Below are 24,599 nucleotides of genomic sequence, written 5' to 3' on the forward strand. Positions count from 1 at the left end.
GATAATCAATAAAGGGGGAGAATATTGATGTCGTTATTGTATTATATGTTTTTCTATATAAATCGGTGCTTCATTTCCATCATATTTTTTACAAGACACGTGTCTTTCCACTATATATCAATCCCCGAATGGTATCTACAGTGACAATATCTCCGGTTTTCAGCTTCTCTGTTGCGCCTATGGCTCCAACCACTGTGGGCTTATGAAGGTTTAACCCTACAATAGCTGCATGACTTGTGATGCCACCTTCTTCTACAATCATAGCCCCTGCTTTCTCCATCAATGGAATCAGATCCTTATCTGTACAAGAAACCACTAAAATGTCACCCTCATTGAATGTTTCTTGTCCTAGCTCATCATGCTGATGGATCACAACCACTTTTCCAGTGGCGGGAATTTTGCCTACCCCGGTTCCATTTACCAATACATCCCCAACAATATGTACCTTCAATAGGTTTGTTGTTCCTGCTATGCCTACAGGCACTCCTGCCGTCATAACGATCAAGTCGCCTCTCTTAATATACTCTTTCTCCAAGGCATGTTCCACTGTTGCATCAATAATATCATCGGTTGATTGAAATTCATCTACTAATAGACAATAAGCACCCCAAGTTAAACTCAGCTTTCTCATCACACGCTCACTGGTTGTGGCTGCAATAATTGGTGCCTGAGGTTTAAATCGAGAGACCATCCTTGCGGTATGTCCTGAGGACGTAGCTATTAAAATTGCAGATGCCTGTAAGTCACTTGCTGTACTGCAGGTAGCATGACTAATTGCATCGGTGATTGTCAATTCCCGTTCTTGGGCCTTTTTGTTCAATAGGCTACGGTAATCAATGGCCCCTTCAGTTCTTAATGCGATTCTCGCCATTGTTTTCACAGATTCTATCGGATATTTTCCTGCTGCGGTTTCCCCCGAAAGCATGATTGCATCGGTTCCATCAAATATTGCATTGGCCACATCCGTTACCTCTGCACGAGTGGGTCTAGGATTACGCATCATAGAATCCAACATCTGAGTAGCTGTGATCACTGGTTTTCCAACCTTGTTACATTTTAGAATCATTTCTTTTTGAGCTAGGGGAACATCTTCTGTTGGTATTTCTACACCTAAATCTCCTCGAGCTACCATAATCCCATCTGAGACTTCTATGATTTCATCTAAATTATCCATTCCTTCTTGATTCTCTATTTTAGAGATAATTTGAATATGATCTGCATTATTTTCCTCTAATATCCTTTTGATAGCCAATACATCAGATGCTTTTCTGACGAAGGAAGCCGCAATAAAATCAATATCCATCTGGATTCCAAATACAATATCACCTTCATCTTTTTCTGTAATGGCAGGTAAATTAATTTGTACCCCTGGAACATTGACTCCTTTGTGATTTTTCACGATTCCTGCATTTTCAACGATGCATTCAACATCTGTTCCTTGGATGATTTTTTGCACCCTAAGTCCCACTAGTCCATCATCAATCAATATTTCATCTCCAGGCTTAACATCTCTAGCCAACCCTTCATAGCTAACACTACACATATTTTGATCCCCTACGACATCACGTGTGGTCACAGTGAATACCTGCCCTTCCGCTAGCAGGACCTCTGGATCTTTAAACTTTCCTGTGCGAATTTCTGGTCCCTTAGTATCTAGTAAAATTGCTACAGATTGTTCAAGCTCTCGTCTCACTTCTTTAATCATTTTAATTCGCTCACCATGCTCTTCATGGTTTCCATGGGAAAAGTTTAACCTAGCTACGTTTAAACCCTGCTTTACTAACTCAGTGAACACTTCCTTAGATTCACTGGCTGGCCCTATTGTACAGACAATTTTTGTTTTTTTCATATTCATCTCTCCTTCATTATATCGATAGTATTTTTGCAAGCTCAAAGGTTTCTTGATCAAATTTATTTTCTATATTTAAAGCTTCCTCAATATCCATGTCGAAAATTTGATTTCCTTTAATACCAACAGCACGGTTGCCTTTTTCCTCTATTAATAGATCCACAGCCCTGGCACCCATTTTGCTGGCTAAAATTCGATCAAAGGCAGTAGGACTTCCACCCCTTTGAATATGTCCAAACACAGTAGATCTTGTTTCAATTCCTGTCTTTTCTTCAATGATTTTGCCTAAATCAATGGCCCCCCCAACACCTTCTGCCAATACAATTAAACTATGTAATTTACCTCTGTTTTTGCCCTGTAATAGTTTTCGACATATTTCATCAATGTCCAAGCCTACTTCAGGAATAATAATACTTTCAGCACCCCCTGCTAAACCAGTATATAGGGCAATATCACCACAATGTCTTCCCATTACTTCAATGATGTTTGCTCTTCCATGGGAGGTAGAGGTGTCTCTGATTTTACTGATGGCATCTAATACTGTATTCATTGCGGTATCAAAACCTATTGTATAATCACTATATCCCAGATCATTATCAATGGTCCCTGGTACTGCCACCGTAGGGATCCCTAGTTCACTCAGTTTTTTTGCCCCTTGAAAGGAACCATCCCCACCGATGACCACAACCCCATCTATCTTCAATACCTTCAACACATTTAATGCCTTTTTTCTTCCTTCTTCAGTTCTAAATTCTTCACATCGAGCTGTTCTTAGAATCGTTCCCCCCCGATGAATAATATCGGCTACTGAAGAAAGGTTCATTTCTTCAATTTTAGCATTGATAAGTCCGCTATAGCCCTGTTTAATGCCCATTATCTTACAGCCATTATAAATACCACTTCTGACCACAGCACGTATGGCAGCATTCATTCCTGGAGAATCTCCCCCACTTGTTAATACACCAATTGTTTTCATTTCTATACCTCCATTCTATCCTATAGGGACTTTGTTTGTCCCGCGTAGTTTAATTAGTCCCTATTTCTATGTATATAAAAAAAGAAAAAGTAATTTATAATCCGTGGTTCATTAAAATATGATGTGCTTCTTCAACTTCCGCTCTAGGTACTAATATTTCACAGGTACCTTCTTCATTGCTTTTACTAATAGGTTTAATTTTAACTAAGAAGCCTTCTTCTGTTAATATTTTTTGCATTTTTTCTGCATCCCTTTTGGTATTAGCCATATACACGACTGTCCACATTATTCAGGCCTCCTTTTATCTCTAATTAAGTCTCATATTACTTCAGTATACCCTAAACTGAATCTACTATTGTATCTCTTTTTAATTTTCTATTTTATACTATATTTTACTTTCTAAATCATTTTTCATTTTGGTGTTTACAATTTTGAATATATTACATATTATAACACACACGCCTTTTTATTTGCCACAAAATATTCAAATGGAGGGATGATTTTAAAAAATATTGTCATTAAGTTGATGGATGAACGGGGGGTGATTATAAGAAAAGGTAGGCATCCTTAAGGATCCAAATATTAAAGATGCCAGTGTTCATACCTTCTTAGGCAATCTGATTGCCGGTATTGCGGCTGCAGCCTCAGTCCTTATTGCCCATTCAAAGTTTAGTTAACTAACCTTAACGCAATCTTCTCCAAAGACAGTTTTTAATTTCTGTAATAGATCTTCATCTAGTGTAATCCAGAGACTTTGATCAGCCTTAAAGGCTTTTTTCTGATCTTCAATATAGACAAATACTGGCACCTTTCCTCTATGCAGGCGAAGGGTCGGCTTTATTTCTTCTATTTTACCAAGCTGATCCTCATTTTCCACTTTAATGTATAGTTTTTGTTCTGCCTCTTCTTCTTTAACCAATGGTCGTACCCGTTGAACCAGAACTTTAGGTGTTTCATCCTCCCTTAGGTTTAAGGTTCCCTCCATGAGGACAAAGCTATCGTCTACCAATAAATCTTGGTAGCGATCATATGTTTTTGGAAAAACAACACATTCCACAACTCCAAATAAATCTTCTACGGTTACAAAGGCCATTATTTGTTGGTGTTTTGTGGTTTTAATCGTTTTTTCAATAACAATTCCTCCAATAATGACCCGATCTCCTTCTTTCCATTCCTGCTCATTATCATCTTCTTCGAGGCTCAAGACTAATTGATTACTATAGGCGGATACCTTTTTGCTTAGCTCTTTTTCATAGGCTGCCAGGGGATGTCCACTGATATATAAGCCTAGTACTTCTTTTTCCATATTGAGCCTGAGCTTATCATTAAATTCTTTGATGTTAGGCAATAATCCTTCATTTAGATTAGATGGCATTCCCGATGGACCTTCAAATAAGCCAAGTTGACCTTGGATGTTTCTCTTTCGATCATGATAAACACTATCTAGCACCTTCTCATAAATGGCTAATAATTGTGCTCGATACACCTCTAAGCAATCAAAAGCCCCACATTTAATCAAACTTTCAATAGAACGTTTGTTAAGATCCTTACTAGGTACTTTTTGACAAAAATCTGTAAAGCTTGTAAAGCTTCCTTTATGATTTCTAGTTTCTACAATGGCATCAATCATATTGCCCCCCACATTTTTAACAGCGGCTAATCCAAAACGAATTTGATTATCTTCAACTGCAAACTTGCTATAGCTTTTATTAATGCTAGGGGATAATATTTCCATGCCTTGTCGTTTGACATCTTGAATATAGTGAACTACCTTAAGGGTGTTCCCCATGACACTGGTCATTAATGCTGCCATAAATTCCACAGGATAATGACATTTTAAATAAGCCGTCTGATAAGACAGGACTGCATAGGAGGCCGCATGACTTTTGTTAAATGCATAATTGGCAAAATCAATCATTTGATCATAAATTTCATTGGCAATATTCTCAGGAATCCCTCGTCGAATACACCCTTCAATTTCTAATTCCCCAGCTTCACTTTCTTTTCCATAAATAAAATATTTTCTTTCCTCTTCCATCACATCACGTTTCTTTTTTCCCATGGCCCGTCTCACTAAGTCAGAACGGCCATAGCTATAACCTGCCAGGTCTCTTACCACTTGCATTACCTGTTCCTGATAGACCATACAACCATAGGTCATATTTAATATGGGCTCTAAGCTCTCATGTAAATATTCAATTTTCTCATGATTATTTTTATATTCAATATATTTTGGAATGGACTCCATGGGTCCTGGACGAAAAAGTGAAATCCCAGCCACAATATCTTCAAAATTGTCAGGCTTCAGCTCCCTCATAAATTGAATCATCCCTTGGCTCTCCAATTGGAATACACCCAGTGTTTCTCCTCTACCAATCAATTCATAAACCTTAGGATCTGTATATTCACTATCTTCAAAGCTAACTTCAAGCCCATGATTTGCCTTAATTAATTCTAGTGCATCTCGAATCACAGTGAGTGTTCTCAATCCTAAAAAGTCCATTTTAAGTAGGCCTAATTCTTCCAATGTCCCCATAGTGAATTGTGTTGTCATACTGTTATCATGCATATACAGGGGTATATGCTGGTCTAAGGGCTTCTTAGCAATCACCACCCCCGCCGCATGGGTAGAGGCATGTCTTGGCATTCCCTCAAGCTTTTTCGCCATACGAATCAAATAATTGGCATCATCATTTTCTTGATACATCTTTCTTAAAACAGGATTCACTTCTAATGCCTTTTCAATGGTGATTCCTAAGGTAAAGGGGATTTCCTTTGCGATTTGATCTACTTCATTGTATGGCATATTCACCACTCGACCCACATCTCGAATAGCGCCACGGGCAGCCATGGTTCCAAAGGTGATGATCTGAGCCACCTTATCTTGTCCATATTTTGCCTTTACATAATTAATGACTTCTTCTCGACGTTCATAGCAAAAATCAATATCAATATCTGGCATTGAAACCCGTTCTGGATTCAAAAACCGTTCAAAAATTAAATTGTATCGAATGGGGTCAATATCTGTAATCCCTAATGTATAGGCCACAATACTCCCTGCTGCACTCCCTCTTCCTGGCCCCACTGCAATTCCTTGATCTTTGGCGTATTTAATAAAGTCCCATACAATTAAGAAGTATTCCATATAGCCCATCTGCTCGATGATACCCAATTCATACTCTAATCGTTCCTTCAATTCCTGGGTGATTTCCTTGTATCGATACTGGAGTCCTTCGTAACAAAGCTCTCTCAAATACCCTTGCTTTGTCTTTCCAGGAGCAACATCATAGTTAGGTAAATGAATGGTGTCAAAATCAAAATCCACCTGACACATTTCAGCTATCTTAACTGTATTGGCTAAGGCCTCTGGGGCATAGTCAAATAGCTTTGCCATTTCCTTTTGTGTTTTCAAATAGAATTGATCATTGGGGAATTTAAGACGCTTTTCATCATTTAGAATTTTTCCCGTTTGAATACACAACAAAATATCATGGGCTTCAGCATCCTCCTGATCTGTATAGTGGACATCATTGGTGGCCACAAGGGGGATCCCCGTTTCTTGATTCATCTTAATCAATTCTTCATTGACCTGCTGCTGTTCTGGTAGTTTATGATCCTGTAGCTCTAAATAAAAGTTTCCTTTACCAAACATTTCTTCTAGCATTAATGCCTTTTCCTTGGCTTTTTCATACTGATTTTGTAAAATCAACCGCTGTACCTCTCCAGCTAAGCAGGCACTTAGAGCAATCAATCCCTCTGTATGCTTTGCAATTTCATTATAATCCACCCTTGGCTTATAATAGAACCCATGTAGATAGGATTCAGAGACCAGTTTAATCAGGTTTTGATATCCTACATTATTTTTAGCCAATAAAACCAAATGACCTTGGGACTTATCCTTAACTGGATCCTTATCTGTCATGCCTCTGGCAGCCGTATAGACCTCACAACCAATGATAGGCTTGATGCCTTTCTTTTTTGCCGCTTTATAAAAATCCACAACCCCAAACATTGAGCCATGGTCAGTGATTGCAAGGGCATCCATTCCCAGTTCCTTAACCCGGTCTAGGGTTTGATTAATGGTGGCAAATCCATCTAATAAACTATATTGTGTATGCACATGAAGATGGACAAAGCTCATCTTCTTCACTTCCCTTCATTAGCCGCATCAATTAGCAACGCTGCCTTGACTTTAATCTGATTCACAATAGCCTGTTCATTAGGGTTATTGAGTCTTTTACTAAAATTTTCCGCTCTTTTTAAACTCTCCAATGCTTTGTCATACTTCTTTTCATGAATGAATAGCAGGGTCATATATCCCTCTGCAATGGCACGCCCCCACAATACATCTATTTGTTTATATAATACAATGGCCTTTTTCAAATACGGCTTTGCCCTTTGGTAATCCCCTATCTCCACGGCTGCTTGTCCCCCGTGGGTATAGAAAATCATTAAGCTTTTAAAAATCTTTCGCTCCTGGCAAATGGCAATGGCTTGATCATAATAGCCCATTGCTTCTTCTAGGTGATTTTGGCATCTCTTTACTTCTCCTAAATAATCATAGGCTGCTGCAATATTCAAAGCATAATTATTGGCATCTTGATCTAATTGCTCAAAAACCTCAATGGATTTCTTGAAAAATCCCTCTGCTTCCTGGTATTCATTGTTCATCATCTGATGTCGTCCCTTTAATCTCAAAAAGTATCCACTCTCTCTTAAATCCTCTAGTTTCTCAGCGATAACTAGCCCTTTTTCAATATATATTTCCATTAAAGGTAGCTGGTGGGTTTGTATTCCATAATAAATCATCTGTCGATAGCCCTTCAGAAGGATTTCATACTGTTCATGGTCTAAGGCCTTATGGATCATTTTTTTAATATATTCTACACCACAGGTATATTTACCCTCACGAATCATAAACCGGCCCTTCATATGAAGAAATTCAATTTCCAGGCCTTGTATGACTTCTATATGATTTGGTTTGTCCAACAGAGACGTAAGTGATTCTTGAATTTCATTTAAAAACGTCGTGGCTTCTTTTTTAGTCAAATAGAAATACTGTTCTTGTTCTAAATACTCCCCGTTTAATGCTGGGAATAATTCGTGATTAAACTCTAGATAGGCATTGACGTTTTTGATTTGGTATTTCAAAGCTGCCATGGGATCTCCTGACTTTGAAAAATGATAGATCAATTTAGAGTAGTGCATGCGATCCCATTGATTATTTTGTAAATTTCCCTCCAATAGAGAGGCGATTCGTCCATGAAAGACTTTTCTCATAGATTTGGGCTGTTGCTGATAAATAAAGTCCCTTAGTTTTTGATGGGTTAATTGAAAAACAACCTTATCTCCCTCGTCTATCTCTCTAATTAAATACCGGCTCTGTAGCTCATTCAGTAGTTGGACCAGTAGTAATTCATCCTTACCACTGATGGACTTCAAGACTTCTAAAGAAACCTTGTCAAAGAAAATAGAAATTAAATTAATCAATTGTCGTGCTTCCTGTGAAATGCCCATCAATCGACTTTTCAACACATCTTGCATCTTAGGTGACAATGTAGTGACATCTCCATGATCCTGAAGGACATTTAAATATTCTACTAAGAAGAAGGGGTTTCCCTCAGTCTCCTCATAGATCTCATGAATTTGTCGCTCCTTAAAGGGGTACTCTGGAAGCTTTTTCTCGATAAATCCTGCCACTTCTTTTTTGGTAAAGGCGGTTATTTCTACTTTTTCAATAACATCATATCGATTAAGCTCCACCATAAACTCATCTATTTTCTCATCAAATCCGCTCCTACAGGTTCCAAGCAAGAATACATTTCTTGGAGCAATCCGTAACAAAATGATCTTTAACAAAGATAAACTCATTCGATCCATCCACTGTAGGTCTTCAAAAACAAGAACCAACTTCTTTTTGTTACTTATCTTTTGAAAAAGACCTAAAATCACTTCCTGAACCCTCTGATATTGTTGGGAACCCGGTCCCGTGGTTACATCAATGGCTAGATGATTCATTTCATCGGTTGCAAAAATGGGGAAAATTGAAGCAATCATCTCCTGCCAGATCAATGGAATTTTTATTTGCTCTTGTTGAATGATGTTTACCAACTGAGAAAAAATTGGATTCCATGGTTTCAGCAAATAATTCTCCTCTGCCTGATAACAGCTGGCTTGAATTACAAGGATATCATTTGGCAGTGTCTCTAAAAACACATCCTTTAGTGTTGTTTTACCAATACCTGCTTCACCTGTAATCATGATTGAACCATAGGACCTACTACTTCTAAATAGTGTGAACTGTTTATTCATTTCAGTGAGTTCTTTTGCTCTTCCATGGAAAAACAATGTGTTTTTTTCATTTTTGTTATTCTGTTTATCACTTTGATATTGCAATGCTTCTTCAAACATTTTTCTTGTCCGTATATCTGGTGCAATCCCTAGCTCTGTTTTTAACATATCCGTCAACCCTTGGTAGGTCTCCATTACCTTATAGTATAGTCCCTGTTCCACATAACATCCCATCAGCCATCGATAGGCCCGTTCATCGTACTCATCTAATTGAATTAGGGTATTGGCATACTTTTCAACTAAAGGATATGCTTTGAGCTTGAAGCTCTGACCAATCTCCTCATATGCTTTTTGTACATATTGATCTTGGTAATATTGTCTTTCTCTACTTACCCACTCCTCAAACTCCAAAGCTCCTTTTATGATGAATCCCTTTAGAAACAGGCTAGCGTATGCATCTAAATTCACTTGATTCTCCTTTATAAAATCATGTAAATCACAGGCAATTTTCACCTGGGGATTTAACATGACAATTGATCTTTGGGGAGAGACAATGATATCTATATCAAAAGTTTTTCGTATTTTATACATGGCATTTCGCAAATTTTTTCTCCCAATTTCCTCATGACATTCAGACCATAATAAATGTACTAAGTCATCCCTAGTGGCTTGTCCTTGTACCACAAGATAATAAAACAAGGCCTCTGCCTTACGAAAAGGAAAATGTATTTTTTCGCCATCCTTTAGTACACTGGGTGTATTGAACAATTGAACAGTAATGAGGTTCATTAAAGCTCCCCCTCGTCATATGCTTCTTTTTCTTATACTTCTATTATAAAGGAATGGCTTCAAAAAGGAAAAGAAAAAGAAAAAAGGTTAGAGAATTAATCTCCAACCCTTTTTCCATGTGTACTCGAAACTAAATTGACAAGGTCAAATTCGTCTCTTTTACTCCATTATTCTAGATTCTAATATCTGTTCCATTGAAAAGTCTTCAATTCCTAAATAATAAACTGCTGTGTCAATTAAAGCTTCCATGGGTAAAAGACCAATGACTTCGCTACCCACTACGTTAACACCATATCTTTTAGCTTCAATTTTAATGAGCTCAAATACACGGTATAGAGCTGTTTTTGTAAAGTCGGTCATATTCATCGATACTTGAACGATGCCTCGATCTTCTAGTTCAATCCCGATTCCTTTGCAGTATCGTAATCCACCGCTTAAATGACGCACATTTTTAGCAATACGATTGGCTATCTCTAAGCTGTTGGTGTCTAAATTCACATTATAGGCTACCAATGGCATGCGGGCGCCCACAGCTGTGACCCCTGCGGTGGGATGAGGTGTTTGGGGTCCAAAGTCTGGCTTCCATTCCTCTTCCTTGAGTTTCTCAAACATGCCTTCAAATTGTCCTTTTCTGATTTTAGCTAGGTTTTCACGTCCTGGGTCACTGGCAGATTTTTCATATAAAAAGATGGGAAGTCCATATTGTTCTGCCGCAGCTTCAGCTACCTGTGCTGCCAGTTCCTTTGCCTCCTCCTCTGTTACATTTCGAATCGGAATAAAAGGAATGACATCCACAGCCCCCATTCTTGGATGCTGACCCTGATGCTTGGTCATATCTATTTCTTTTATCGCAATTCCAATCGCCTGAAGTACAGCTTTCTTTAGAGGCTCCGGCTCACCTACCACGGTGACTACTAAGCGATTGTGGTCAGCATCTCGACTATAATCCAATAGTTTTACCCCTTCTTTTCCTCTAAAGGGATCAATTATTTTTTCAATTTTATCTAAGTCTCTTCCCTCACTAAAGTTTGGGACACATTGTACAATACGATTCATATTTTTCATCCTTTCTGCTACTTTTGTTTTATTTATTGAAGGCTTTGTCAAGACATTCCTTAACTAACTCATCCTTTGGTATATAGGGAATGGTAATATGATCACTGCCTTGATTCGCTTGGTTATACTCAATACTGGTAGAAATGGAATTCTCATTTCTAGCCCAAGCTCTTCTAGCTACACCGCCCATTACATCCCAAGGCATGGCACTGCTTAGAATTGTATCTACTCGTTCACTTCCATCTAATACCATACCAAAACCACCATTGATGGATTTTCCGATACCAACGCCCCCCCCATTGTGAAGGGCTATTAAACTCATTCCTCTAGCAGCATTCCCTGCAAAGCATTGGGTAGCCATATCAGCCATGACATTACTTCCATCCTTGATGTTAGCTGTTTCTCTAAAGGGAGAGTCTGTACCACTGACATCATGGTGATCTCTTCCTAGCATAATGGGACCCACTTCACCATTTCTCACCATTTCATTAAACTTCAATGCAATTTTGGTTCTTCCCATGGCGTCCTGATATAAAATTCTAGCCTGGGTACCCACTACCAATTGATTTTTTTCCGCATCCCTAATCCACACATAATTGTCTCGATCCTGCCCACGGCGATTTGGGTCAATACATGCCATGGCCATCTGATCTGTTTTTCTTAAGTCCTCTTTTTCTCCACTTAGGCAAACCCATCTAAAGGGACCATAGCCATAGTCAAAAAGTTCAGGACCCATGATATCCTCCACATAAGAAGGGAAGATAAATCCATCTTTTTCATCAATTCCATTTTTGGATATTTCCGTCACTCCAGCATCATAAACTGCCTTCATGAAGGAATTACCATAGTCAAAGAAGTAGGTACCTTGCTCTACTAGCTTCTTGATCATATTAAAGTGTTCTCTTAGGGTTTCATCAACTAATTGTTTAAAGCCCTCACGATTCCCTTGCAGCATTTCAGTTCTTGCTTCAAAGGACAATCCCTGTGGACAATATCCACCATCGTAAGCCGCATGACAAGATGTCTGATCCGATAATAAATCGATATGCAGATTGTGTGCTACAGCATAGGCCAATAGATCTACAATATTGCCATGATAAGCAATGGAAATGGGTTCTTTTTTCTCCATGTACTCCTTAGCAATACGGAATACTTCAGCCAAATCCGAAGAAACTTCACTGACCCACCCCTGTTGATGTCGGGTTTCAATACGAGAAAGGTCTACCTCTGCGATAATACCCACACCATTAGAAATTTCCACAGCCTTAGGTTGTGCACCACTCATACCACCCAATCCTGAAGTAACAAATAACTTTCCTCTCAAATCCTCATCATCTTTTAGCCCGAGCTTTAATCGTCCAGCATTTAGCAGGGTGTTAAATGTCCCATGTACAATTCCCTGGGGTCCAATATACATCCACCCACCGGCAGTCATTTGTCCATAGTTTGCCACACCCATCTGTTGTGCCACATCCCAATCCTTTGTGTTATCAAACATTCCTATCATCAGGGCATTTGTAATAATCACCCGGGGACTGTCTGGCTTAGACTTAAATAATCCTAAGGGATGTCCTGATTCAATGACTAATGTTTGTTCCTGGGTCATCACCTCTAAATACTTTTTAATCAGCTGATATTGCATCCAATTTTGAAAGACACTTCCTGTTTCTCCATAGGTAACAAGCTCATAGGGATACAACGCCACATCAAAGTCAAGATTATTATCAATCATTACCTGGAAGGCTTTTCCCTCAACACAGTTCCCCTTATACTCATCAATTGTTTTTGCCTTCATCCTTCCCTCAGGTCTAAATCGATAACCATAAATGCGTCCCCTGGTCATCAGTTCCTCTAAAAATTCAGGAGCAACAGTTTCATGGTATTTTTCTGGTACATATCTCAGGGCATTCTTCAAGGCGACCTCCGTCTGCTCTAGGGTCAATTTAAACCCGCGATTAGGGGCCCTGCGAATCCCTTCAGTAAACTTCGGCAAATCTGGCAATACATCATCTAATTTGATCGTCATGGCATTACCAATGTCTAAGTTTGAAATCATTCTTAGTCCTCCTCTATTCTTTTTTTTAGTATACAATACTTCCGTCTCCACATCGTCTATTTTTGATTTAGGGCAAATTTGTTAGAATTTAAAGAATGATGAAGATAATAGTTGAACTTTGCATTTTTTAAAGGCATATTTCGATTTCATCCATTTGATTTCTACCATATAAAGTGCTAAACTATTGTTTACTATACAAAATATGGTATGGAGGCGTGAGTATGAAAAACACTTTTATTTCTGTAGAAGGCCCCATCGGCGTGGGCAAAACAACACTTACAAATATTTTAGCTAAGCACCTCGATTCCTTTGCATTAAAAGAAATTGTAGAAGACAATCCCTATCTTAAAAGTTTTTATGAAAACGTTGAAGAATATGCATTTCAAACGGAAATGTTTTTTCTTTGTAATCGAATTAAGCAACTAGAAGACGTTCAAAAAAAATACTTAGACCGTGGTTTATCCGTTGTCTCGGATTATAATATCATTAAAAACCTTGTTTTCGCTGGTTTGAACCTTCAGAATGGAAAGTTCCAAAAATATAGACAGGTTTATGCCATATTAGCTGACCAGCTTCCTCAATCGGATATTATCATTTATCTGTATGGAGACACTGATTTATTAATGAAACGCATTGAAATGCGCGACCGCCCTTTTGAACGCAATATGAGTCGTGATTATATTGATCGCTTAAATCGTGAATATCAACATTATTTTGACCCTTGTTCTTTAAAGCATTATTTTGGTACCAAGATTCCCAAGGTCATTTCAATTAATGTCAATCATCGAGATTTTGTCAATTGTCCCCAGGACGTGGCCTATGTTTTAAAGGAAATTCAGCGAGTCCATGAAGTGAGTACATCCTCACAGGAGGTACAATCATGTTAACAAAGTTTATGGTACATAATGATTATGTCCCTCAAAGTAAAGATGATCATGAGGGTCGTTTTATTACAGTTGCAGGCAATGTCGGTGCTGGAAAATCTACATTCACCAGAATATTAGGTCAATCGTTACAATTTAATACAAGCTTCGAGAAAGTGATTGGAAATCCCTATTTGGAAGATTTCTATCGAGATCAAAAGAGATGGAGTTTCCATTTACAGCTCTACTTTTTAAGCCAACGCTTTCAAGATCAAAAACGCATTGGTCAAGAAAAGTCTCATCACATTCAAGATAGAAGCATCTATGAAGATGTTGAGATCTTTGCTAAATCTTTATATGAAAATAGGAAAATGTCACAAAGAGACTTTGATACTTATTCAGAATTATTCTACTGTATGATGACCCCTTATTTAATCAAACCAGATTTGATGATTTTTCTAAATGGAAGCATCGATACGGTTTTAAATCGGATTGACAAACGAGGAAGAGCTATGGAAAAGCAAGTTCCCAAAAGCTATTGGATGGATCTTCATAGACGCTATGAGCAATGGATCAGTGAGTACAAAGAGTCTCCTGTTTTAGTGGTTAATATTGATGAGGCAGATCTCTTGGCCCGACCTGATCAAGTGGATTTGATTAAGAAGGAAATTCAAAATATTTTAAATGTAAAAAATAATTATCAATAGGAAGAAATCAACTGATTTCAGAATAATATCTTTCATAAAAAAATAGAAGCTCAGTATCATACTAAGCTTCTATAAAATTACTTCTATTATTCAATCTCTATCGTATCTATGTCTAGTATCGGTTCTCCCTTTACTTCTAGGTTTTCTCTTTGCCATTCTCCATTTATTTTTCGTGAAGATTGCATAACATTTGTTCCATCAGCTTCCTTATAAAGTACTACAAGCTCTAAATGATCTTCTTTTATTAAGAATAATGGTATTGTAGAGCCTATTGGTCCTTGGTTTAAAGCATCAAACTCAGTTGCAATCTCTGGACCCAAATCACCTATCTCATCAAATTGTATTTCTTTATAATTTGATGATTTTTCCGTTGCCATTAATGTTTTGTCTAAGTTAAAGCTAGTCATGATATCTTTTCTAGCATGCTCTAACCTTGTTTCTACTTTAAGTTCTATATTTTCATCTTTTTCACCACTAGCATAGATAGCGGTTAAACTTCCTATGATTAGAATCAAACTCAAAATAAAAAGGATAGTATTTTTTTGTTTTCTTAACATTTTTACACCCTCTCTTAAGATGTAGTAAATCATATAGTATCTCTATTCACTACATCTTATATTCATCCAATACAAATCCAGTGGAAATTTAAACAGCTCTATTAATTCTTAAACAGCTAAAGTTGCACTACTTGTATTACCTGTGCTTAAACTCAAGGAGTCGTTAAATTAAAAAATAATATTCAAATCTTTTTGCGTGAAATCTGTTATCTCCATGTAGTTTACTAAACTCCCTGTATTTTTTTGAATAGATACTAATATATTGAGTTTTTCTCCATCAAGTTCTGTAATTTTGTATGTTACGATTTCGTCAGTTTCAATATCCTTTTCAATAGCCATGTTTCTATATTTATTTAATCCGCATAGTTTGAGTTTAGTAAACTCAACATATGGATGTCTACCAGCAAATGAAGATAAATTAATTATTTCTTCTAATCCGTTCGATAAAACTTCAGTTACTTTGACTGATGTTCCTGTTTCTCCTACTTCATATATGCCTTTGTATTGCTTTTCGTTATTTTCTTTGACTTCTAAGATCTCGATTATACGGTTATTTACATTTTCTCTATTTATATTGGCCTCTATATGCTTATTTTCACCAAAATAATCTACAGTACCTTTTACCAATAACGTTGATGTAACTGGCAAGTGTTTTGGGAGAAATTTTGGCAAATAGTTTTCCATAGTAATTTCCAAATCTCTCCATACACTACTGCTTGTAATTTATCTTATAATCACTGAACTTTATTAAACGAATATTAGTTTTTATCTCTTATGACTTTTCTGATTTGCTCATAAATATCTTGCTCCGTATACTCGAAAATATGACCTTCATCATCTTCTACAGGAGATCCATACTCATTTAATAATTCCTGCTTTAAGCCATCAGAGATAGTTATCCTTCTGCTAAACAAATACTTTTTTAAATCTTTCTCTCTTAACAACATAATCACAATCGCCTCCTTCATCTATTAAAACAATGATTCTCGATGTTCTAATCTATAGCTCTTACCTGTCATATTAAATAGCTCACATCTGTAAGTGATTCTATCTAACACTGCCGTGGTTAAAGCGGGGTCCCCTAATAACTCGGTCCAATCTTCAAGCCCTTTGTTGGAGGTAATAATTAACGATGTTTGTTCATGAAGGGCTGATATTAATTGGAAAAACAAGTTCGCTTCTTCTCTTGATATGGGGAGGTAACCTAGCTCATCGATGATCAGAAGACTAGAAGATAAAACATTGTTGATTTTCCCTTTGCTTTTTCTTGATATCTCCTGTGTTTTTAAACAGTGCATCAGATTGTCCATGGTGGTGAAGCTAACCTTGTAGCCCATCTCTACAGCCTTGTACCCTAATGCAATACACAAGTGGCTTTTACCTACCCCTGGAGGGCCTAAAAGTATTAGATTATACATTCTATCTATCCAGTCCATCTCAATAAGACTATTGATTTGTCTTTGGGTAATCGATCTTTGAAAGGTTAGATCGAACTCTTCTATTGTCTTAAGTACCGGAAAGCCTGCAGCCTTAACTCTGCGTTCCTGGGCCTTTTTCTCTCTGAGATCGACTTCGTTTTCTAATATTGACAGTAAAAGATTCTGATATGAAATGTTGTTTATGTCAGCATTTTCAACGATGGAATCTGCATTGGTATTTAAGTAGTTCAATTTGAGTTTTTTAGCGTGATCCTTTATTGATTCTAATTTTTCCATTTTCTTTTATCCTCCTTCAGGGCACTCATGTATTCTCTAATATCTCGTACTTGAGGCTTTAAATCCTGATATTTTGAAGGAGTAGTTATGTCAGCTTTAAAGTACTTCTTATTTAGTTGTCTGTTTTCTTCAAGTTTTAAGTACTGTATGGCATCCTTCAAGAGCCCTGCGCTAAACAATTTCCTTTCAATACAGTAGCTTAATGCCCTTTGAACAATTGATTTGTCTTGGTTTTTTACTGTATTCATTATTAGGGCAAATTGATCTTTAAAGTGTCTTGGCTTCTCTATTTTTAATACATCAACAAATTCATTAGCCTTTTCAGTATGGTCTAAGCTTTTTAACACTTTGTTGTAGATTTCATGACTTGTACAGTGTTTACTCTCATTCCTATCATAGTGCTCTATTTTCACTAATTTTCCTTTATCCTGACTGATTTTATGTTCAATAATTAACTGTTCTGTATCTTGGTTCTTAATTTCCATGGTATCTTTCTTAATAATTAATTTAACCTCTTTCCCTGGAGAATAGGTTCCCGTAGGGACTTGGTATCTATTTTGCTTGTAAAAAACTGTATTGTTTTTTCTAACGAGATAGGTTAAACTATTTGTATTAGTTGTGTTTACAAATAGAGTGGGTATTGGCTTTAAGTGTTCCTTTTCCAGGGCAAACACTTCTGCCGGTACCTTCTTTGTTGTTTCATGGACTTTTTTATTACCTCTTCTTTCTAACCATTTCAGCGAATCATCATTAAATGAGTCAATATCTACAAATGTTCTATTCTTTGCAAAATTATACTTGGCATATTTCACTACGGCTTCAATTTTCCCTTTACTCTGTGGGTCATAACCCCTGCAAAGGTACACTTTAAACTTAAGGGAATTAATATAGTTTTGAAATCCTTCTGTGTATATGATATCTCCATGATTTTCTGATACCACTAGGACTCTGTCCTGGTCATAAACAACCTCCTTAGGCATTCCTCCAAAATATTCAAAGGCTTTATTATGGGCCTCAATGAATGTCTGGGTAGTAAAGGGCTTGTCTATCCAATAGATGTATTTATGTCTGGAATGGGATAAAACCATACCAAAGCAATATACTTTGATTCTTGTTTTGTCAGGTTTATCTAGCCATATTTGGCCCAGGTCAACCTGTGCTTGATATCCCATAGGAAGCTCATCCACCTCCTCAAATTGCCTTGCTGAAACTACTTTAGGGAGCTTATGTTCTTCCCTTAAGTGATTGACATATAGTCGTAAAGTTCTATCCTTAAAGTCCAGCACATGATATTTTTCCTCTAGCCAATCATATATTTGAGCACTTGATAAATCCCTATGTTCTCTAATCCATGCTAAGACTTCGTCCTTATATTTGTCCACCTTCCTTTCTCTAGATTCAGTTCTTTGTCTTAAGCTTGCAAATTCATCTGGTGTCATATCCCAATATTTATGTACTGTTTTATAGTCGATCTCCAGCCTCCTTGCTACCTGTGATTTATTCAGTCCTTTGGACTTGTATCCTTGGATTTCAGCAAACATATTCCACTCCTTCAATTTCATTCCTCCTCTGGTGTCACTAGCTAACTAATTCTACCAGAAGGGATATTATTATTGTAGTAAATTGGAAATTATTCTCCGTTTTTGTTTGCCAAAATCTCTCCCTTTTATTTTACCAGTTACAGTTGATTTAGCCTCATACTCTGAAATAGCATCTATAATAGCTTGTTGTTCGTCAGAAAAATTATTAACTCCAATAGTTGATGAACGATCGCCTACTATAATGATTTGTTTACTGTTATTTTCATACTCTACTATAAAACCAAAAGTTTCAGTAATGAAACGAAGAGGAACATAGCTACGATCATTTACAAGTATATAATCTACTCCTGGCTTAATTACTGTTTCGTTACCACTTTTTATCATTGCTCCCCCATATTCATTATATAAATGTATTTTAGGAGTTATGATGATTTCCTTTTCATTGTCTGATAATAATACTGATTTATCTAACTCATTATAGTTAACATTAAGGTGAAAAATTTTTGCTATATCTCCAACTGGTATATAAGTATAATCTTGAAAAACAAATGGACTTCCCTTAATTACATAATCATTTTTATTTATATTAACGTGATAATCTGAATCAAAATTTGTCTCATGGAAGGCTTTAGGTAATTTCATATTCAATTTAATAGACGTTGCTGATATGCCATATGTATTTCCATAAAAGGAATAAAGAACAAATATAGATAAAATTATTACAATTTTTTTTGTTTTTTTTATATTCATAGTTATATCTCCTCGTATAATATTATGGAAATGACGGCCATCATAATTCCCAATGTAAATATTTTTATTTTTAAACAATTTCAGCAGCTTTGTCTATATTATAGTGATAGTGGATGTAGATTCGTTTTTTGCTTTTGGTTGGTCAATCTTCTGACATTTTCGATTAGAAAATTTATTTTAACCTTTATTACACTTTTAATATAACATAAAATTACCTCTATTTTTTATTACTGTAATGAAATAGGAGTAAAAAGGAATGAAAAGGTACATAAACTTTTTCATTCCTTTTTACTCCCGTTTCGTTCCCTTTTAATTGTATATTATTTACAATCGTGTTATGATTCATTTTGTTAAAGGAGTTGGCGATATGAAAATACATAGTCCTATTGATATTTTTGCTTATAGAATCTACAAGGAAAAGTTATTATCTCACGATGATATTCGTAAAATGAAATATGCCATGAAAGTGATTTGGAATGAAGGGGTAAAGTTTATAGTATTACTGTTATTTTTTGTAGTCTTAGACCAATTACCTTCGTTTTTATTTTCTTTAAGTATTCTACTATCTATTCGTGTATTTTCTGGTGGGTTACACTTTCAAAGTGGGTTGTTATGCTTTATGGTAAGTCTTGGATTTTTTTCCTTAGCTGTTTTAATTTTACCCCATTTCTTTCCCATGACACTCCACATTGCTCCTATACTGACACTACTTAGTGCTATCGTAATTTATTATCATTCTCCCAAGCCTTCTATCTTTCGGCCTATATTCAATAAAAAGAGAAAAAGGACTCTCAAATACTTATCCCTCTTCTCTACACTGCTATGGTTCTTTCTTCTATTTAGATTTGTTTTGCCAAATAATCAAAATTTTTTTGAATGTGGCATATGGACAATCTCTTTACAAGCATTTCAGTTATCAATAGGAAAAAATCAACCGATTTCAGAATAATATGTTCCCACTAGTGTTCAATTAATGGATTTTAAATCCATTAATTGAACACTAGTGATATGTTTGATAAAAAAATAGAAGTTCACCTTCTCTTAAATTATTCATCGTATTACTTACCATTATATGACAACCAATTACTTCCTACAATATCGTCATACTCTAACGCTCTTAATCCCTGCTAAATAAGGCATATATCAACGTCTACGACCAAGGTATATAAGTAGCCCAAGTGGTCCAAGAAAAAATGGTAGTGCAACAAATATTAGAGAAATATTTCTTTTTCGTACATCAATTAAAACATAAATTGTTGATAATATATATCCAAATAGAATTAGCATCTCAACAAGCCCAATTCGCATAATTATTTTATTACCTCTTTTCTTAAATATTTGGTTTTAGTTAATGGTAAGCGTAAAGTCTAGTAATAATAGGCTCTTCAAAAACAGGATTATTTAAGAGTTGATCTATTTCAGCAAGCTCAGGTGTTAACTCAAAAAGAGATTTAGGGAGAGATTCAGCAATCAATGTTGGTTGTTCCCAGTTGGGATAATCTAGAATTAGCATAGTACACTTCCTTTCAAATCAGATTTATTACTATACTAATTCAACATAATTGCCTAAAATCCTTTTTGATTGTAAAAAAATAATCAAATCTGATTTTATCAGGTTAAACTAATTAAGCATTCGATAACTAAGCTTATAAATAATGAGACATTTAGTTAGACGCTATGGCTTGAAAGTTAACCAGTATATAATTCCATAAAAATCGAAAATATTGTTTTATAAGGATAGTTGTATTTAATTTTACTGGAATATATTCCCTGAAGGCTTAATTGTAAAGCTCCATCACAAAACTGAAAAAAATTTTAAAAATCAATAGAAATATTATCTAATTTTTTAACACTAGTGTTAAATTATCGAACTTAATTCAATTACTTATTCTCCTGGAGTTTCTTCAGTTTCTACAATGTCTTCAGTGTTTACTGATTCAAGCACGAACTCACCTATGACTGTTTTGCCATCAACCTCATATAAAGGTATTTTTTTTGTATCTTTATTTTTTTGTTTTTCTTTTTGTTTCTTTATAGCTTCTTCAGGATTATTAGCTGCTTCAGGCTCAAGATCTTTAGAACGAACATATCCTAAAGCGCCATTTGAACCACGAGCTTTAATCAAGTCTGGAGCCACTCCCAAAGTAGCTTCTTGCAATCCTGAACCATATGTTTCACCATTGCTATTTACTTTATACTCTGAATTATCTAGACTTGTTGATGCATCATTAATATTAACAACTTGGTTATTCTCAGGAGTCATAGAAGTATATGATAAAGTAGATTTACTTCCATCTTCAAGAGTCATAATAGGACTCTTGTATGTATAATACGTGTTATATGTATTTCCATTATATAACTTAACTTTTCCATAACTATAGTAAGATCCATTATGTTCTGCAAATGTAGGTACATTCATTCCTACTGTTCTTTCACCACTATATCTCCATTCTTTCGCTGAACTATATAGATAATCATTTGAATCATATACTCTAGGAAGTGCACCCATAAGTCCAGCTTGAGTACTACCACTAGTAAGACCTACGTATGTTCCTGCTCTTAAGCTTTTATGTCCATCTTGTATATCAGCAAAATATTTGTAACTTTTGCCATTTACTGTAGCAGTTTTATGATTACTTTCACTAGCAGTTGCAAAAACTATTCCTCCACCTAAAACACCTACAGCTAAAACAAAAGAGCCGGTAGCTAAAGCTAAATTTTTACAAAAATTTCTTTTCATTTTTTATACTCTCCTTTTCTTTTTAATGATATTACTTTTTATTCATACTATTTCACTAGTGTTCAAAAATTAGATAGTATTTCTATTGATTTTTAAAATTTTTTCAGTTTTGTTGACTTGCACCTTCATCCAGTAGCTTGATTTGGGAGTAAGTAATATCAAGAGTTTCAACTTCTTGTACTGTTGCATTGTCTTCCAATCTTGTAATAAAATATTTTTCATCACTGATGAATTTGTCAAACTTTTTATAGTCCACATAGGCTTTATCCAGTACATATATACAGTTTTTCTCGGTCATTAGTTCTTCCATTTTCTTTTTATCATGGACCTTAGCATTTGAAACAATCACCAGTTCAGGGATACCTCTTCCTAAGTCATACTTTGTATGAAATTTAATCCCTGCTTTTGTAGTTCTAAACTCCGCCCATTTCAAAGTAAGATAGCGCCATACTTATTGTTGAAGAATCAATGAGTTTCACAGGTTTAAATATTGCAGCTCTATTATTTACAGGTAATTTATTCATGGCTGTAGCAATAATTTGATTCATTAAAGGGACATATACCTCAAAATTTATATCATTGTTGTAGTTTGACAAATAACCGATGCTAACACCATTGATCAGTTCCTTTAAGTCTGAATCGGATTTCATGAAGTCATGGATATCTCTTAAGCTATCTAGTTGGGCTACATGAAAGTATATCAGCGCTTTTAAGTGATTTTGAGCAATATAATAGTTAGTATCTAGTAGATAAGTAGACTCTTTCAATTTTTGCCAATCAATGATGTCTAATAATTTTTCGAAAATAGTGATATAATTATTCTTAACCAATAGTCAGTACCCCCTTGCAAATATGGTTAGTGGTGTAATTATATTAAAGCAAGGGTTACTGACTATTTTCATGACTAAATTTAAGGAAAATGATGAAATTAATGGATACTAAGTATTATCAATGGATTTTAAATCCATTAATTGAACACTAGTGATATCCGAATAAAATTAACATCTCCATAAGCCCAATTCCCATAATAATTAGATTACCTCATTTCTTAAATATTGAAATATCATAGGTACTTCTTGTTCCTTATTACACTTTCAATATAACATAAAATTGCCTCTATTTTTTATTACTGTAATGAAATGGGAGTAAAAAGGAATGAAAAGGTATACAATCTTTTTCATTCCTTTTTACTCCTATTTCGTTCCTTTTGAATTGTATATTATTTACAGTTGTGTTATGATTCATTTTAGTTCAAGCTGTGGGTTACAAGTATTCCAACAATCAGTAGAAAGGAGGTACATCGATGAAAAACAATCATTCAATATTTAAAGTTGTTTTATTCTCATTTGCATCTATGTTTGTTCTTGCTTCAGATATGATTGCTCTCTCTGGCTCAATCGTTCTTTGGGGAGAACCAAAGTGCCCTAAAAATTTACTAAAGTAATATCTTAAGTACTGTGCAGTCTCCATCAAAGGAAAGCTCTATGGTTCCCTGATAACGATCCACAATCTTTTTAACATGATACAGCCCATAGCCCCTATGCTTTCCTTTTTTGGTAGAAAAACCTCTTTCAAATATACGCTCAATATTTTCTTGTTTGATTATGCCTCCTGTATTTTTCACTTCTATCATACTATAATTTGCTTCTATTCCAAGTGTTAAAAAGACTTTAGGATTTTCAACACTACTACTGTCTTCAGCTGCCTCAATTGCATTGTCCAATAAATTACCCAACAATTCAACAAGCTCGTATTTTACTAGTGGAAACACTGGTATCTCACCACAAAATTCAACATGAAAGTAGATACCTTGTTTTTCTGCCAAGGATTTTTTACTATAAATAATTGCGCTTAGTACCGGTTCCTTTATATTCAATAGTTGATCGGTAGACTTCATCCCTTCGATTAACACTTCTAAATATTGTGCAATTTCTTCTTTAGCCTTTAGTGCATCTTCTATTTGCACCAATCCATAAAGGACATTGAGATGGTTTTTAGATTCATGTTGCATCTCCCTTACTTCATCTACCATATCCTTTAAAATAGGTGTATATTTTTCATGAATATCTATCATTTTTTCTTGCTCTTTAATTCGTATTGACTGATATAAAAAAAAGATATTTAAGGCTTCCCATATAACCATTGCCAATAATAGATAGACTATGTGATTCCATACAAAGTTTTGATTCATTTCCCACATGTATATCAATAACAAAACCATTCCAGTAATGTTTATAGTAATTGAGATCGTATAGTTACTATATTTAAGATAGTTTTGTTTTACCTTACTTCCCATAATAAGCTTATAGATTATCATACTGACTAGGAGCGTGAATGTATTAATAATGAGTCCGTTAACAAATGAATAGGTGTTAGTATTTCTAAAAGTTGATAGGAAGTAAGTAAGGGAAAATTGAATACTGAAAATTATTATTAATACAATTAAAAATTGTATTATGGTATCTTTGACAGGGACTTTAAGTAACGTAATAACCATCGTACATAATACGATATAGTGAATGATAAAGTCCATATTAACATCATAAACATTAAACATAGCTGCCATTAATGACATCCCCATAACGATACAAAGGCTCCTTATTTTATAACGATTAAATTTTTCATTGAATCCACTCCATATCGCTACTATAGCTACCATCTCTAGTATAGAAAGCATCAGTATTTGGTACCATTCCATAAAGCACCCTC

General features: G+C 35.5%; 22 protein-coding genes. 4 read left to right on the forward strand and 18 right to left on the reverse strand.

The window, feature by feature from the left end; all coding sequences use genetic code 11:
* Positions 1 to 88: 88 nt before the first annotated feature.
* From pyk to AMET_RS19995, 7 genes are all read right to left on the reverse strand, one after another.
* Positions 89 to 1,849, reverse strand: a complete 1,761-nt coding sequence (gene pyk, locus AMET_RS19965) for a pyruvate kinase (RefSeq protein ID WP_012065101.1) — start codon at positions 1,847 to 1,849, stop codon at positions 89 to 91.
* A gap of 16 nt (positions 1,850 to 1,865) precedes the next feature.
* Positions 1,866 to 2,825, reverse strand: a complete 960-nt coding sequence (gene pfkA, locus AMET_RS19970) for a 6-phosphofructokinase (RefSeq protein ID WP_012065102.1) — start codon at positions 2,823 to 2,825, stop codon at positions 1,866 to 1,868.
* 94 nt (positions 2,826 to 2,919) lie between these two features.
* A complete protein-coding gene (locus AMET_RS19975) occupies positions 2,920 to 3,111 on the reverse strand; it encodes a hypothetical protein (RefSeq protein ID WP_012065103.1) in 192 nt (63 codons plus the stop codon).
* A gap of 387 nt (positions 3,112 to 3,498) precedes the next feature.
* The gene (locus tag AMET_RS19980) at positions 3,499 to 6,966 is read right to left on the reverse strand and encodes a DNA polymerase III subunit alpha (protein ID WP_012065104.1); all 3,468 of its coding nucleotides are present in this window, start codon (positions 6,964 to 6,966) and stop codon (positions 3,499 to 3,501) included.
* Positions 6,967 to 6,971: 5 nt separating this feature from the next.
* Positions 6,972 to 9,905, reverse strand: a complete 2,934-nt coding sequence (locus AMET_RS19985; protein WP_012065105.1) for an AAA family ATPase — start codon at positions 9,903 to 9,905, stop codon at positions 6,972 to 6,974.
* Between the two features lie 159 nt (positions 9,906 to 10,064).
* Positions 10,065 to 10,961, reverse strand: a complete 897-nt coding sequence (gene ftcD / locus AMET_RS19990) for a glutamate formimidoyltransferase (RefSeq protein ID WP_012065106.1) — start codon at positions 10,959 to 10,961, stop codon at positions 10,065 to 10,067.
* Positions 10,962 to 10,989: 28 nt separating this feature from the next.
* Entirely contained in the window at positions 10,990 to 13,017 is a 2,028-nt protein-coding gene (locus tag AMET_RS19995; RefSeq protein WP_012065107.1) for a urocanate hydratase, read from the reverse strand.
* A gap of 221 nt (positions 13,018 to 13,238) precedes the next feature.
* Here AMET_RS19995 and AMET_RS20000 point away from each other — a divergent pair, with 221 nt between their 5' ends.
* Together AMET_RS20000 and AMET_RS20005 are read left to right on the forward strand one after the other, a co-directional pair.
* Positions 13,239 to 13,904, forward strand: coding sequence for a deoxynucleoside kinase (locus tag AMET_RS20000; protein WP_012065108.1), 666 nt, complete (start codon positions 13,239 to 13,241; stop codon positions 13,902 to 13,904).
* Positions 13,898 to 14,587 (forward strand): deoxynucleoside kinase, encoded by a 690-nt coding sequence (locus AMET_RS20005; RefSeq protein WP_012065109.1) that lies wholly within the window; start codon positions 13,898 to 13,900, stop codon positions 14,585 to 14,587. Before AMET_RS20000 ends, AMET_RS20005 begins: the two co-directional genes overlap by 7 nt.
* Before the next feature lie 86 nt (positions 14,588 to 14,673).
* Here AMET_RS20005 and AMET_RS20010 read toward each other — a convergent pair whose 3' ends face one another.
* From AMET_RS20010 to AMET_RS20035, 6 genes are all read right to left on the reverse strand, one after another.
* Entirely contained in the window at positions 14,674 to 15,144 is a 471-nt protein-coding gene (locus tag AMET_RS20010) for a hypothetical protein (RefSeq protein WP_012065110.1), read from the reverse strand.
* A gap of 168 nt (positions 15,145 to 15,312) precedes the next feature.
* The gene (locus AMET_RS20015; RefSeq protein WP_157047316.1) at positions 15,313 to 15,828 is read right to left on the reverse strand and encodes a hypothetical protein; all 516 of its coding nucleotides are present in this window, start codon (positions 15,826 to 15,828) and stop codon (positions 15,313 to 15,315) included.
* A 74-nt stretch (positions 15,829 to 15,902) separates the two neighbouring features.
* On the reverse strand, positions 15,903 to 16,091 hold the full coding sequence (locus AMET_RS20020; RefSeq protein WP_041720379.1) for a hypothetical protein: 189 nt from the start codon (positions 16,089 to 16,091) through the stop codon (positions 15,903 to 15,905).
* Positions 16,092 to 16,115: 24 nt separating this feature from the next.
* Positions 16,116 to 16,859, reverse strand: a complete 744-nt coding sequence (gene istB / locus AMET_RS20025) for an IS21-like element helper ATPase IstB (protein WP_012062302.1) — start codon at positions 16,857 to 16,859, stop codon at positions 16,116 to 16,118.
* Positions 16,847 to 18,415: an IS21 family transposase gene (gene istA / locus AMET_RS20030; protein WP_049765184.1), complete on the reverse strand. Its 1,569-nt coding sequence runs from the start codon at positions 18,413 to 18,415 to the stop codon at positions 16,847 to 16,849. The genes istB and istA overlap by 13 nt, the downstream gene beginning before the upstream one ends.
* Positions 18,416 to 18,469: 54 nt before the next feature.
* The gene (locus AMET_RS20035; RefSeq protein WP_012065112.1) at positions 18,470 to 19,150 is read right to left on the reverse strand and encodes a copper amine oxidase N-terminal domain-containing protein; all 681 of its coding nucleotides are present in this window, start codon (positions 19,148 to 19,150) and stop codon (positions 18,470 to 18,472) included.
* Between the two features lie 367 nt (positions 19,151 to 19,517).
* Here AMET_RS20035 and AMET_RS20040 point away from each other — a divergent pair, with 367 nt between their 5' ends.
* Positions 19,518 to 20,099 carry an accessory gene regulator ArgB-like protein gene (locus tag AMET_RS20040; protein WP_242661339.1) on the forward strand — a complete coding sequence of 194 codons (582 nt, stop codon included), beginning with the start codon at positions 19,518 to 19,520 and terminating at the stop codon, positions 20,097 to 20,099.
* A gap of 399 nt (positions 20,100 to 20,498) precedes the next feature.
* Here the strand turns inward: AMET_RS20040 and AMET_RS26005 are convergent, their stop codons facing one another.
* From AMET_RS26005 to AMET_RS25235, 4 genes are all read right to left on the reverse strand, one after another.
* Positions 20,499 to 20,663 carry a hypothetical protein gene (locus tag AMET_RS26005; protein WP_157047317.1) on the reverse strand — a complete coding sequence of 55 codons (165 nt, stop codon included), beginning with the start codon at positions 20,661 to 20,663 and terminating at the stop codon, positions 20,499 to 20,501.
* Between the two features lie 372 nt (positions 20,664 to 21,035).
* Positions 21,036 to 21,890 (reverse strand): hypothetical protein, encoded by an 855-nt coding sequence (locus AMET_RS24570; RefSeq protein ID WP_012065114.1) that lies wholly within the window; start codon positions 21,888 to 21,890, stop codon positions 21,036 to 21,038.
* Positions 21,891 to 21,993: 103 nt separating this feature from the next.
* Positions 21,994 to 22,323 (reverse strand): transposase, encoded by a 330-nt coding sequence (locus AMET_RS24575; RefSeq protein WP_049765312.1) that lies wholly within the window; start codon positions 22,321 to 22,323, stop codon positions 21,994 to 21,996.
* The gene (locus AMET_RS25235) at positions 22,304 to 22,720 is read right to left on the reverse strand and encodes a DUF4372 domain-containing protein (protein WP_083761060.1); all 417 of its coding nucleotides are present in this window, start codon (positions 22,718 to 22,720) and stop codon (positions 22,304 to 22,306) included. Before AMET_RS25235 ends, AMET_RS24575 begins: the two co-directional genes overlap by 20 nt.
* A 473-nt stretch (positions 22,721 to 23,193) precedes the next feature.
* On the opposite strand from AMET_RS25235, the gene AMET_RS25240 reads away from it, so the two are divergent.
* On the forward strand, positions 23,194 to 23,334 hold the full coding sequence (locus AMET_RS25240; protein WP_083761061.1) for an AgrD family cyclic lactone autoinducer peptide: 141 nt from the start codon (positions 23,194 to 23,196) through the stop codon (positions 23,332 to 23,334).
* On the opposite strand, the gene AMET_RS20055 is transcribed toward AMET_RS25240, so the two are convergent.
* The gene (locus AMET_RS20055; RefSeq protein WP_012065115.1) at positions 23,326 to 24,588 is read right to left on the reverse strand and encodes a sensor histidine kinase; all 1,263 of its coding nucleotides are present in this window, start codon (positions 24,586 to 24,588) and stop codon (positions 23,326 to 23,328) included. The two genes, AMET_RS25240 and AMET_RS20055, sit on opposite strands and share 9 nt — an antisense overlap.
* Positions 24,589 to 24,599 lie beyond the last annotated feature (11 nt).

It is taken from the genome of Alkaliphilus metalliredigens QYMF (assembly GCF_000016985.1).
GTDB lineage: Bacteria > Bacillota > Clostridia > Peptostreptococcales > Natronincolaceae > Alkaliphilus_A > Alkaliphilus_A metalliredigens.